This window comes from Nocardia sp. NPDC055029 (assembly GCF_053608525.1).
In genome coordinates this window covers 19,940-32,418 of the sequence record NZ_JBSGVQ010000036.1, presented here as the reverse complement: position 1 = coordinate 32,418, position 12,479 = coordinate 19,940, and the positions used below count along the sequence as shown (strand labels likewise).

Here is a 12,479-nt window from a genome sequence, read left to right as displayed (position 1 = left end):
GACGTGGCACTGCGAAGGCCCACCGACCTCAGGGTCTGCCGCGCCCTCTCCCCCGACCCCTCCCCATTCCCGTAAACTCAGTCCGTCCGTGCAGGTCAACCGGCCGACGATGGAGTCGTCATGACGTCCACAGCACTGAAGAAGATTCCCCCGCTGCCCGTGCTCCGTGCGATCGACCGGGTGCGTGACACTCTCTCCTCGGCGTACCGGAAGTTGGTACCCGGCCACATAGCGCTGCTGGAACTACAGATCGCGGGGTTTCTGTCCCAGGCGATCAGCACGGCCGCTGAGCTCGGGATCGCTGACGAGCTGGCCGACGGACCGCGCACGTCGGTCGAGCTGGCGCGGGCAGTCGACGTCGACGAGGACGGGCTGCGCAGGTTGATGCGCCTGCTGGTGAGCTACGACATCTTCGCCCAACGCCGCGACGGTACCTACACGCTCACCCGGATGGGTGACGCGCTGCGCAGCGACGCCGAGGTGACTCTGCGTGACATGTCCCGGTTCTTCGGTTCGACGTTCCACCGCAACCACTGGACCCACCTCACCGACGCGGTGCGCACCGGCGAAGCGGTCGGCCGGAACCTGGACGGGTCGAACTTCTTCGAGTACGCGGCGGTGAACCGCGAGGTCGGCGAGCTGTTCGATCGCGCGATGACCAGCGTGAGCACGCTGTCGATCGAACCGCTGCTCACCGCCTACGATTTCGGCCGGTTCGGCACGCTCGTCGACGTCGGCGGCGGGCGCGGCAGCCTGCTCACCGAGATACTCGGCCGGTTTCCGACGACACGTGGCATCGTGTTCGACCTGCCGAACGTGGTCGACGACCTGAACGCCGACCTCGCCGCGGTTGGCCTCGCGCAACGGTGCGCGGTGGAGAGCGGGTCGTTCTTCGATGAGGTGCCCCAGGGTGGTGACGCCTACCTGCTCAAGCACATCCTGCACGACTGGTCCGACGAGCAGGCCGAACTGATCCTGCGCACCGTCCGCGCCGCGATGAGCCGCTCGGCGACATTGCTGGTGATCGAACTGGTGCTGCCGGATCATCAGCGTCCGCATCCGGGCAAGTTCATCGATCTGGAGATGCTGGTGAACACCGAGGGCGGCCACGAACGCACCGAAAAGCAGTTCCGCGACCTGCTGGCGCGCTGCGGGTTCACGCTCCGGCGCACGGTGGAAACGGCGGCGCCGGATTGCGTGCTGGAGGCCGTCCCGCGCTGACTCCCCTGCTCGACACGCCGCCGTCGATTGTGGGTGTGACCCGCCACCGGTGTTTCAATGCGGCTATGACCAGGACCTCATTTGCTCGATCCCTGATGGCCGTCGCCGCGGGCTGTGCGGCCGGATTCACCCTGTTGACCGTTCCCGCCCAGGCGTCGAACGAGAACCCGCTCGACTGCGCCGGCGTGCCGGGCGCCCGGGCCGCCGCCGATCGCGAGAGCGCGCGGCGCGGCATCGCGATCACCCCGCTGTGCTTCAGCGGCGGCCTCTACAGCAACATCCACGCGGGTATCCCGCTGGCCGTGCTGAACCCGCTGACCATGCCTGGCACCGCGAGCGTGTGCGTCGACGAACGCGGAACCGTCGAGGCCGCAGCCAGATTCGAATGGACCGAGCAGGTCCACGTGATGCCGATGTGCATCCAGAACCGGGCGTTCGGGGTCTATGAGCTGTAGTTTCGCGCCCCGCGCGAGCGGTCCGCACGGAGTCGATCCGTGCGGACCTTTTTTGACTCTTGCCCTATACGTATACATCTACTTATAGTGAGACGGACGGGACGCAGAGTCGCCGCACAACCGCACATCGACCGTGACGACGAGCCGAAGCAAGGGGCTCGCCGCTCGTACACCCATGCCCATATGCGCACGCACTTATCGAACTGGAGTGATCAATGACCACCGAAACGCACACCGAGGCACCCGCGATCGTGGACACCGTCAAGCCCACCGCGGACGGATTCGGTCCGATCGTCGTGAAGGTCGGCCCCGGCGGCGGGCGCACCCAGCGATTCACCGGACGCAAGGTCGGCGAGTCACGGCAGGTGACCAGGAAGGCCGTCGAGGTCGTCCGCGTGTACCTCACCCACAAGGGCAACTACGTGGTGCAGAAGCAGATCGCCGAGTGGTCGGAGTTCTCGCTGCCCGAGAACTGGACCAGGGACTGGAAGAACTGGCGCGCGATGGTCGGCATCGGGGAGCAGGACTGGGGCGATTTCACCGTCGAGGTGGCCGATTCGCTCGAGGCGCTGCGCGATCAGGTCCCGCCGAAGGTCTACCTGACGATCGTCGACCGCGTCAGCCACCCGCTGATCCAGGACCTCGACATCTGACTTCCAGACCCGGAAAGGACCTCCCACCATGTTCGCCAGACTGGGGCGCGTCGTCGTCCACCATCCGTGGAAAGTGATCGGCCTGTGGGTGATCGCGATCGTCGCCGTGTTGTCGACGGCGCCCGCCCTCACCGCGACCACCGACCAATCCGAATTCCTGCCTTCGCATTACGAGTCGATCCAGGCGATGAAGCTGCAGGAGCAGGCATTTCCGCAGCACGCCGCACCCGCGGCACTCATCGTGGCCGTGCGGGCCGACGGCGCGGCGCTGACCGAGGCCGACTCGGCGACGGTGAGCGCGGCCGCGGCCGCGCTCACCGCGCAGAACATCAAGGGCGTCACCGGAATCCAGGTGACACCGCCGTCGGAGAACCGCCTGGTGCAGGTCATCGCGGTACAGATGACCAAGCTGACCGACGCCGCCGACAAGACGCAGGGCGAGGCAGTCAAGAGCCTGCGCGAGCACCTGAAGGAGCAGGTGCGTGACACCGGATTGAAGGCGGGCATCACCGGCACCGCGGCGCAGACCCTCGACCAGACCGAGCAGGGCGAAAAGGGCATGGCGATCATCGGCATCGCCACGATCGTGCTGATCCTGGTGCTGCTGCTGATCATCTTCCGCAGCCCGGTCATCGCGCTGCTGCCGGTGGTCACCATCGGCGCGATCTCGAGCACCGTCGGCGGCCTGATCGCCATGGCGGCCAAGGCCTTCGACCTCGAGATCGATACCTCGGTGAACTCGATCCTGCTGGTCGTGCTGTTCGGTGTCGGCACCGACTACATCCTGTTCCTGATGTTCCGCTACCGGGAACGGCTGCGGGCGGGCGACGACCCGAAGACCGCGATGGTCAATGCCGTCGCCAAGGTCGGCGAGGCCATCACGTCGGCGGCGGCCGCGGTGATCATCGCGTTCATGGCGCTGACGCTGTCGAGCCTCGGGATGTTCCGTGCACTCGGCCCCGCACTGGCGATCGCGGTCGCGGTGGCACTGCTGGCCGGGCTGACGCTGGTGCCCGCGATCGTCTCGCTGCTCGGCACCAAGGTGTTCTGGCCGTCGAAGGCCTGGCAGGTCGAGCCCAAGGGCGCCCGGTTCGGCGCGATCGGCGCGGCGATGGGCAGGCGGCCCGGCGTGTTCGCCGTCGCCTCCGGTGGCGTGCTGGTGGCGCTCGGGCTGTTCGCGGTCGGCTTCAACCCGACCTTCGATCTGAGCTCGGGCTCCACCACCGACGCCTCCGAATCGGTGGCCTTCACCACCGAACTGCTCAAGGGGATGCCCGCGGGGGCGACGCAACCGTCGGATGTGCTGCTGCGGTCGACAACTCCGCTGGCCGACGACCAGCTGGCGACCTATCGCACGGCGCTGACCCAGGTCGACGGTGTCGGCCAGGTCGGGCAGGCGCAGCTCTCGGCGGACCGGACGATCGCGAACTTCCAGGTGACCCTCGCCAACGCACCGGAATCCGATGCCGCACTCGACACGGTGGCAGGCCCGCTGCGCGAGGTCGCCCACCAGGCGGCCCCCGCGGGGGCGACGGCGGCGGTCGGTGGCATGACCGCGGTGTACGTCGACTTCGAGGACGCGATGAACCACGACTACCGGATCGTGTTCCCGGTGGCCGCGATCCTGATCATGCTCGTGCTGGCGCTGCTGCTGCGCAGCCTCGTCGCACCCTGGTACCTGATGGCCTCGGTGTTCCTCGGTTTCGCCGCGACCCTCGGCGCGACGGTGCTGGTGTTCCAGCAGATCCAGGGCGAGCACGGGCTGATCTTCACGCTGCCGGTGATCATGTACCTGTTCGTCGTCGCGCTGGGCACCGACTACAACATCCTGATGGTCGCCCGGTTGCGGGAGGAAGCCCGTGCGGGGCACACGCCCCGCGAGGCGGCGGCGCTGGCCGTGCGGCACACCGGTCCGACGGTGGCCGCGGCCGGTCTCATCCTGGCGGGCACCTTCGCCTCGATGATGCTGGCGGGCAACAGCAGTCTGTCGCAGATGGGCTTCGCCATCTCGGTGGGCATCGCGATCGCCGCGTTCGTGATGGCACTGTTCTTCACCCCGGCGGTCACGGCGCTGCTCGGGCGCCGCGCCTGGTGGCCGGGACACGGTGGGGACAGCGACGAGGAACGCTCGCCCCGCTGGGCGGAGTACTCCTACGCCGAGAGCTACTACACGCCCCCGGCCAAGAGCCGCCAGGGCTGACACACCCGCCCACCGCAGGTCCGCTCCCCCGCCGGGAGCGGGCCTGCTCGTCTATCGTTGCGCAGGTGGCCAAGTCTGCGACACCGGCGGTCGAGCTGGCGGTGGGTGAGCACACGGTGCGGGTCAGCAACCCGGACCGGGTGTATTTCCCCGAGCTCGGCGCGACCAAGCTCGACCTGGTGCAGTACTACCTGAGCGTGGGCGACGGGATCGTGAACGCGCTGCGGGACCGGCCGTGCATGCTGCACCGGTTCCCGAAGGGCCTGCCCGGCGGGAAGGTCCATCAGAAGCGGTTGCCCGGTGGCGCGCCGGACTGGATTTCGACTGTGCGCGTGTACTTTCCGCGCTACGGCAGACACGCCGACGAACTGTGCGTGCAGGAGCTCGCCGACGTGATCTGGGCCGTGCAGATGTCCACGGTCGAGTTCCATCCGTGGAATTCGCGGGCGAGCGACACCGAATCCCCCGACGAATGGCGCATCGACCTCGACCCCATGCCGGAGTGCCCGTGGCCGCGGGTGCAGCGGGTCGCCGGCGTGGTGCACGAGATCCTCGACGAGCTGGGCGCGGCCGGCTGGCCCAAGACCTCCGGCGGCTCCGGCCTGCACGTCTATGTGCGGATCGCCCCCGAATACGGGTTCAAACAGGTCCGCAGGGCGGCGCTGGCCTTCGCGCGGGAGGTGGAGCGCAGGGCGCCCGATGACGTGACGACGGCCTGGTGGCGGCGCGATCGCGATCCGGCCCAGCTGTTCGTCGACTACAACCAGAACGCCCGCGACCACACCATCGCCGCTGCCTACTCCGTCCGCGGCGTGCCCGCGGCGACGGTGTCGACCCCCGTGCGCTGGACCGAGATCGACGACATCCATCCCCGCGACTTCACCATCGAGACCGTCCCCGCCCGCTACGCCGCGCTCGGCGACATCCAGGCGGGCATGGACGGCGCCGTCTTCGACATCGCGCCCCTGCTCGAGCTGGCCGACCGCTACGGCATCGACGAGCCCGTCGACCTCGACGAATCGTGAGCGCGCCCGACGGGGAAGAATCGAGGCTCCGGGTCCGCGTACGCGCGGCGACGGCAGCAGTTCACTACACAGGAGGACCCGTGCAGGAATCCGCGACCACGATCGCGATCGGCCCGGACCGGCAGCCACCTCGCCTGCTCGAGAAGGCCGTCGTCGGAGCGGGCGCGAAGGTCGGCGAGCTGACCGACGCCGACGCGCTGATCTGGACCGGCGCGCCCGGTGACTTCCCCGCCACGCTGCCCGCCGGGGTGCGCTGGGTGCAGCTGCCCGCCGCGGGTATCGAGGACTTCTTCGACGCGGGCGTCTTCCGCGCGCACCCGGACGTGCTGTTCACCTCGGCGGCGGGCGCGTTCGCGCACAGCGTCGCCGAGCACGCGCTCATGCTGCTGCTGGCGGGCGTGCGCTATCTGCCCGAGCATCTGCGGGCGACGTCGTGGCAGCAGCGCGAGTTCTTCCCGCATGTGGGGTCGTTGCGTGGCAAGACGGTGACGATCGTCGGTGCGGGCGGGATCGGGCGCGCGCTGATTCCGATGCTGGCGCCGCTGGGTGCGCATGTGATCGCGGTGAACCGGTCGGGCAGGCCGGTGACGGGCGCGGGTATTCCGGCCGACGTGGAGACGGTGCGCGCCGACCAGCTGGGCCGGGTGTGGTCGCATACCGACCACGTGGTGGTCGCCGCGCCGGCGACGGCGCAGACCAGGCACCTGATCGGCGCGGACGAGCTGGCCAGGTTGCGGCCGTCGTCGTGGGTCGTCAATGTGGCTCGCGGCAGCCTGATCGATACCGATGCGCTGGTCAGCGCGCTGTCGCGGGGAGTGATCGGCGGCGCGGGCCTCGACGTGACCGACCCGGAACCGCTGCCGGACGGGCATCCGCTGTGGACATTGCCGAACGCGATCATCACCCCGCACGATTCGAATCCGCCGCAGCTGCGGCTGGCGGCCTTCGCCGATCACGTCGGCGCGAATATCGCCCGGTTCGTGGCTGGCGAGCCGCTGCTCGCGGTCGTCGAGCCGGAGCGGGGTTACTGAGCGATCCCGCCGCGGCCGGCCAAGGCAGCGATCTGGGTCCAAGCGGTTCAGAAGGTTCCATTCGGCAGGTTTGGCGGGTGATCGATGCGCCGGAATCGGACACTGCGGTTAGGCTGTGCTCGTCCTGGTTCGGTAAGGATGGGATCGGCAATGGGATGGACCTTCAGCGCTGACGAATTCGCGCACGTGTGGCGGGAATTCGGTCAGGACCGAATGCCCTTTCCGATCCGGGTGCTCGAGTCGCCACGCACCGAGTACGAGGCAACCCGCTTCCGCGCGGGCCTGGACCACCGACTACCCGGCGGCGGCGACCCCGACCTCGCCGCCTGCCTGCGGATCATCGCCGCACCCCACGCCAGGATCGTGCTCGTCGGCGGCGCGCACACCCCCGGCAGCGAGATCCGGTTGCTCGCCTGCTCGGTCTTCGACCACGCCGTGCTCGTGCTCCAGGAACCCGGCACCCGCCCCGATTACGGTGGCAGCGTGCGTGTTTCGATCGGTCATACCGCGGGGATCGGCGCCAGGGTCGCGGCCTGCCTGCCCGACACGCCGCCCGGACGCGAACCGGCGCGCGAGGCCGATGCCGCCGCCGTCCGCGACGAGGAAACCGTGATCGCGACCCATCCCGCCGTCCCCCGGATCCAGCGGCTGCTGCGCAAACCGCACACCGCCGAAGGGCATATCCGCATCGAGACCGGGCTCGACCGGGACACCCCGGCGCCACCGGTGCACTACAGCTGGATCGATGTCGCGGACGACGGCCGCTACCTGCTGCGGGCGGGCGAAACCGTGCACGTCGTCCCCGCGGCGGCCGGTCAGCTCGCCGCCCAACTGCAGCGCAGGCTCGCACCGGTGCACAGTTCGAACACCAGAAGGTCCGGCTAGCCTGGACGCCGACGCACGATCTGGAGGGGACGCGATGACGATCGACAGCAGCAGAGCCGAGATCTCCCGGTTCCGCAGCGCCGCCGCGGCGGGGTCCGTGAAGTTCGATCCCGATGCCGCGCGCCGGTGCGCCGACCTCTACGAACAGCAGGCCGATCGGCTCGCCCAGCTTCGTCAACGTCTCGAATCCGCGTCCGAGGCAGAAGGATTCGGTGGTTTCGTCTCCGCCCAGCAGCTGCAGGCCGGCTTCGCGCACAAGGCGCGTGACGCCGCCGACCTGATCGATCACTACATCGAAGCCGCGTACCGGATGAAGGAGGCGTTCCTGCTCAGCGGCGGTCTGCTGGACGAGGCCGATGCCGCCGCGGCCGCCGCACTGCGCGCCGTCGAGACGAGGCTGCGCTGATGAGCGGTACCGATCCCACCTACATCGGTGCGATGGAGCATTTCGAGTCCATGCCGCACGAGCAGATCTACGCGCGCACCCAGCAGATCGACGCGGCCGCCGTGCTCGGCGCGTCGATGGCCTGGTTGGAGAGCGCCGCCGCGCTCACCACCTCCCTGCCGCTGACCAGGTCCAATGCCGAGCGGGTCATCGAGGAGACCGGCTGGGAGGGCGCCGCCGCCGACGCCGCCTTCGCCAGCACCCGCAGCTTCGCGGCCGCGCTCGACGAACTGGCCGAGGTGTTCGGCGAGGTCGGCGCCCGCCTCGGCGGGGTCGCTGCCGCCGCGGAAGCGGTGAAGCTCGCGGTGGTCGCGCCCGGTGGTTCCGGGCCGATCGGGACCATCGCGCGGTTGCTCGAGGCCGCCCATGTCATCGACGCCCAGATGGCGGCCGAAGCGCTGCGCCAGGAGGCGGTACTGGCGATGAACATGATCTACAAGCCCGCGTACACGCTGGCCGGGACCGGAGTGCCCGCGTTGCCCGCGCCGCCGGGGGCTTCCCAGGGATCGTCTGCGGGGCAGGGCGGTTCACGGAACGGGTCTGCGCCGGAACGCGCTGCCGAACCCGGTACCGCACAAGGCGATTCGGGGCAGAGCGGTAGCACGTCGCAGAACCCGGAATCCGGCCCTGGCACGACCGCTCCAGGCACGCAAGCTCCTACACCGTCCGGCGAGAGTCCCGCGCCAAGCCAGACGCCGCCGACCACCACCCCGGCACCCTCCGGCCCGAACACCGCGGAACCCACCCCCGCGCCGACCAGCCAGGCCCCCGCTCCCCCGAGCTCGGGACAGCCACCGACGCAACAAGATTCGGAAACGCCGACGCCCCAGACGACGGAACAACCTGCTCCGACATCGGAACAGCCGACACCGCCACCGCCGACTACCGACCAACCGGCACCGGCCCCGACATCGGAACAGCCTGCCCCACCCAGTACCGAACCGGCACCCGAGACTCCGCCAACTTCGGAACAGCCCGCGCCGCAACCGGAAACATCAGCGCCGCAGCCCGCACCGCGAGCACCCGAACCGGCGCCGCAAGCCCCCGCGCCCACCTCGGAACAGCCTGCGCCGCAAGCCCCCGTGCCCACCTCGGAACAGCCTGCGCCGCAAGCCCCCGTGCCCACCTCGGAACAGCCTGCGCCGCAAGCCCCCGCGCCCACTTCGGAACAGCCTGCGCCGCAAGCCCCCGCGCCCACTTCGGAACAACCTGCACCACAACCGGAAACATCAGCGCCGCAGCCCGCACCGCGAGCACCCGAACCGGCGCCGCAAGCTCCCCCGCCCACCGCGGAACAGCCCGCGCCGGAACCGCCCGCACCGCAGCCCGCACCCCGCGCGCCCGAGCCGCAGGCGGCCGACCCGGCACCGCCGGTGCACGGGGGCTCGGTCGATCCGGGTGGACAACCCGGTGTCACCGGCCCCATTCCGGACACGAATGTCCCGGGCCCGCAACCGGTTACGCCGCCCGCACCACCGATCGATCTCGATCAGCCGGGTGTCATCCCACCGCGACGGTGATCGCCGCCGGACAGGGAGGACGCAGTGGAGTACTTGCTGTTCGCGATGATCTTCGCCGCAGCCGTGATCGGACTCGACCAGCTCGCCCTGTGGGCGGAGCGGCGAGGCTGGATCTACTGGCGCAAGACACGCAGAACCACCGGTGCCGGACCCGGCATGCTGGGGGTGGTGGACGACCTGTTCAATCCGGCGTCCAAGCACGTTGTCGAGGAACGGGAATCCAAGCAGTTGGTGCGTGTCGAGGCAGGCTCGGGCCGTGAGCTCGACCTCGACACGCGAACGGTCTACCTGCGCAGGGTGACTCCGTCGCCGGAGAACGAGCCTCCGGGCGCCGGCCTCACACCTTGACGAGGTCGTCGGCGTGGATGACCGGGCGCTGCATGGTGTCGGGGAGTTCGGTGGTGGAGCGGCCGAGCATGGTGGACAGTTCGGTGCTGTCGTATTCGACTACGCCACGGGCTACCACGCGGTTGTCGGGGCTGACCAGGTCGACGACGTCGCCGCCGAAGAAGCGGCCGCGGACACCGGTGATGCCCGCCGCGAGCAGGGAACGGCGTTTGGCGACGGCCTCGACGGCGCCCGCGTCGATGAGGACCGAGCCGCGGGTGTCTGCGGCGTGGCGGACCCAGAACTTGCGGCCGGACAGGCGGACCGGGCGGGCGGCGAAGGCGGTGCCGACGGTGCCGTCGGCGAGCGCGGTCGCGGCGTCGGCGGCCGAGGCGAGCAGGACGGGGATGCCGGCGTCGGCGGCGAGGCGGGCGGCGGACAGTTTCGATGCCATGCCGCCGGTGCCGAGCGCGCCGCCGCTGCCCGCGATGACGCCGTCGAGGTCGGCGCTGCTGCGCACCTCGGGAATGAAGTTCGCGGCGCCCTTGCGGGGATCGCCGTCGTAGAGGCCGGAGACGTCCGACAGCAGGATCAGGGCGTCGGCGCCGACCAGGTGCGCCACGAGGGCGGCGAGGCGGTCGTTGTCGCCGAAGCGGATCTCTTCCGTCGCGACGGTGTCGTTCTCGTTGACCACGGCGATGGCGCCGAGTGAACGCAACCGGTCGAGGGTGCGCTGGGCATTGCGGTGATGCTCGCGGCGGGCGAAGTCGTCGGCGGAGAGCAGGACCTGACCGACGGTGCGGTCGTAGCGGGCGAACGAGGTGCCCCAGGCGTGCGCCAGTGCCAGCTGACCGACGCTGGCCGCGGCCTGCTTGGTCGCCAGATCCTTGGGTCTGCGGGACAATCCGAGCGGCGCGATGCCCGCGCCGATCGCGCCCGAGGACACGACAACCACGTCCGACCCGGCGCGCATGCGCGCTTCGACGGCGTCGGCCAGCCGGTCGAGCCGGTCGGTGTCGAGACCGCCCTCGAGGCTGGTCAGCGCCGACGAACCGATCTTCACCACGACCGCGCGCGCCGACACGATGGCCTGGCGCGCCGCACTCAACTCCGAACTCACCTGCATTGCCTTACTCCCTGCACCGCGATCACCGTCGTCGACGGTCCCAGCTCATGCCGGTGACCCACCGCAGTATGCCGATCGAACGGCCGCGTCCGACACCGGTTTTCGACCGGCGCCGACGCGGCCGGACCCCTATTTCCCGTCTTCGTCGAGCAAGCCGCGACGGGCCCGCGAGGCGAGCTTGCGCTCGGCCGCGCCGACGCGGTCGTTGTTCTCCAGCCGGATGTCGGTACCCCGGCCGGTCGGCACGATGTCGACACCGGCGGACACCTGCGGCTCCCACTCGAACGACACATCGCCGATCGTCACCGAGCAACCCGGCACGGCACCCTGCTTGACCAGCTCGGCCTCGACACCGAGGCGGGCAAGGCGGTCGGCCAGGTAGCCGACGGCTTCGTCGTTGTCGAACTGGGTCTGGCGCACCCAGCGCTCCGGGCGGGTGCCGCGCACGATGAAGCCACCGGGCTCCTGCGGGTCGGCGATCACGCTGAAACCGGACTCGTCAGTCGCGATCGGGCGGATCACCGGGCGCTTCGGAGCGGCCTTCGGGTGATCTTCGCGATACTGGCGGACCATGTCGGCCAGCGCGAAGGTCAGCGGGCGCAGACCGGCGCGGCTCACCGCGGAGATCTCGAACACCGGCCAGCCGCGTTCGGTGAACTCGGGGGTCACCATCTCGGCGAGCTCCGCCGCGTCGGGGACGTCGGTCTTGTTGAGGATGACCACGCGGGGCCGGTCGGCCAGGTCGCCCAGGCTCTCGTCACCGGTCAGCGCGGGCTTGTAGGCGGCCAGTTCGGCCTCGAGCGCATCGACGTCGGAGACCGGGTCGCGGCCCGGTTCCAGGGTCGCGCAGTCGACGACGTGGGCGAGCACCGCGCAGCGCTCGAGGTGGCGCAGGAAGTCCAGGCCGAGGCCACGGCCGTCGCTGGCGCCGGGAATCAGACCCGGCACGTCGGCCACGGTGAAGGTGGTGTCGCCACTGGCGACCACGCCCAGGTTCGGGACGAGCGTAGTGAACGGGTAATCGGCGATCTTCGGCTTGGCCGCGGAGAGCACCGAGACCAGCGAGGACTTGCCCGCCGACGGGAACCCGACCAGGCCGACGTCGGCGACCGACTTCAGCTCCAGGACCAGGTCCAGCTCTTCGCCCTCTTCACCGAGCAGCGCGAAACCGGGCGCCTTGCGCGCCTTGGACGCCAGCGAGGCGTTGCCCAGACCGCCACGGCCGCCCTTGGCGACGACGAACTGGTTGCCCACGCCGACCAGGTCGACCACGACCTTGCCGTCGTTGTCGACCACCACGGTGCCGTCGGGCACCTTCAGCACCAGGTCGGTGCCCATCTTGCCGTCACGGTTGCCGCCCTCGCCGGGCTTGCCGTTGCCCGCCTTGGCGTGCGGGTGGAAATGGAAATCGAGCAGGGTGTGGACGTTGCCGTCGACTTCGAGGATCACGTCCCCGCCGTTGCCGCCGTTGCCGCCGTCGGGTCCACCCAACGGCTTGAACTTCTCACGATGCACCGAGGCGCAACCGTGTCCACCTCTACCGGCACGAACATGCAGCACGACGCGGTCGATGAATTTGGACATGGGTTGA

General features: G+C 69.8%; 12 protein-coding genes. 10 read left to right on the top strand and 2 right to left on the bottom strand.

Annotated features, from left to right (window positions below; translation table 11 throughout):
- The first annotated feature begins 120 nt into the window (after positions 1-120).
- The 10 genes from ACWF9G_RS26290 (at position 121) to ACWF9G_RS26245 (ending at position 9,783) form a co-directional block, all read left to right on the top strand.
- Positions 121-1,221 carry a methyltransferase gene (locus ACWF9G_RS26290; RefSeq protein ID WP_452518539.1) on the top strand — a complete coding sequence of 367 codons (1,101 nt, stop codon included), beginning with the start codon at positions 121-123 and terminating at the stop codon, positions 1,219-1,221.
- 65 nt (positions 1,222-1,286) lie between these two features.
- Positions 1,287-1,676: a hypothetical protein gene (locus ACWF9G_RS26285; protein ID WP_379305059.1), complete on the top strand. Its 390-nt coding sequence runs from the start codon at positions 1,287-1,289 to the stop codon at positions 1,674-1,676.
- 215 nt (positions 1,677-1,891) lie between these two features.
- Positions 1,892-2,329: an EXLDI protein gene (locus tag ACWF9G_RS26280; protein ID WP_452518537.1), complete on the top strand. Its 438-nt coding sequence runs from the start codon at positions 1,892-1,894 to the stop codon at positions 2,327-2,329.
- 28 nt (positions 2,330-2,357) lie between these two features.
- On the top strand, positions 2,358-4,529 hold the full coding sequence (locus ACWF9G_RS26275) for an MMPL family transporter (protein ID WP_452518535.1): 2,172 nt from the start codon (positions 2,358-2,360) through the stop codon (positions 4,527-4,529).
- Between the two features lie 65 nt (positions 4,530-4,594).
- Positions 4,595-5,554, top strand: coding sequence for a non-homologous end-joining DNA ligase (gene ligD, locus ACWF9G_RS26270; protein ID WP_452518533.1), 960 nt, complete (start codon positions 4,595-4,597; stop codon positions 5,552-5,554).
- 80 nt (positions 5,555-5,634) lie between these two features.
- A complete protein-coding gene (locus ACWF9G_RS26265; RefSeq protein WP_452518531.1) occupies positions 5,635-6,585 on the top strand; it encodes a D-isomer specific 2-hydroxyacid dehydrogenase family protein in 951 nt (316 codons plus the stop codon).
- A 150-nt stretch (positions 6,586-6,735) separates the two neighbouring features.
- Entirely contained in the window at positions 6,736-7,470 is a 735-nt protein-coding gene (locus tag ACWF9G_RS26260; RefSeq protein WP_379305067.1) for an ESX secretion-associated protein EspG, read from the top strand.
- A 34-nt stretch (positions 7,471-7,504) separates the two neighbouring features.
- Positions 7,505-7,876, top strand: a complete 372-nt coding sequence (locus ACWF9G_RS26255; protein WP_379305069.1) for a hypothetical protein — start codon at positions 7,505-7,507, stop codon at positions 7,874-7,876.
- Complete coding sequence (locus tag ACWF9G_RS26250) at positions 7,876-9,435, top strand: hypothetical protein (RefSeq protein ID WP_452518529.1); 1,560 nt, start codon at positions 7,876-7,878, stop codon at positions 9,433-9,435. Before ACWF9G_RS26255 ends, ACWF9G_RS26250 begins: the two co-directional genes overlap by 1 nt.
- Before the next feature lie 24 nt (positions 9,436-9,459).
- Entirely contained in the window at positions 9,460-9,783 is a 324-nt protein-coding gene (locus ACWF9G_RS26245) for a DUF6191 domain-containing protein (protein ID WP_452518528.1), read from the top strand.
- Here ACWF9G_RS26245 and proB read toward each other — a convergent pair.
- Both proB and obgE read right to left on the bottom strand, forming a co-directional pair.
- Positions 9,773-10,888: a glutamate 5-kinase gene (proB, locus tag ACWF9G_RS26240; protein WP_444543807.1), complete on the bottom strand. Its 1,116-nt coding sequence runs from the start codon at positions 10,886-10,888 to the stop codon at positions 9,773-9,775. The two genes, ACWF9G_RS26245 and proB, sit on opposite strands and share 11 nt — an antisense overlap.
- A 129-nt stretch (positions 10,889-11,017) precedes the next feature.
- Positions 11,018-12,472 (bottom strand): GTPase ObgE, encoded by a 1,455-nt coding sequence (gene obgE / locus ACWF9G_RS26235; RefSeq protein ID WP_379305075.1) that lies wholly within the window; start codon positions 12,470-12,472, stop codon positions 11,018-11,020.
- Positions 12,473-12,479: the final 7 nt, after the last annotated feature.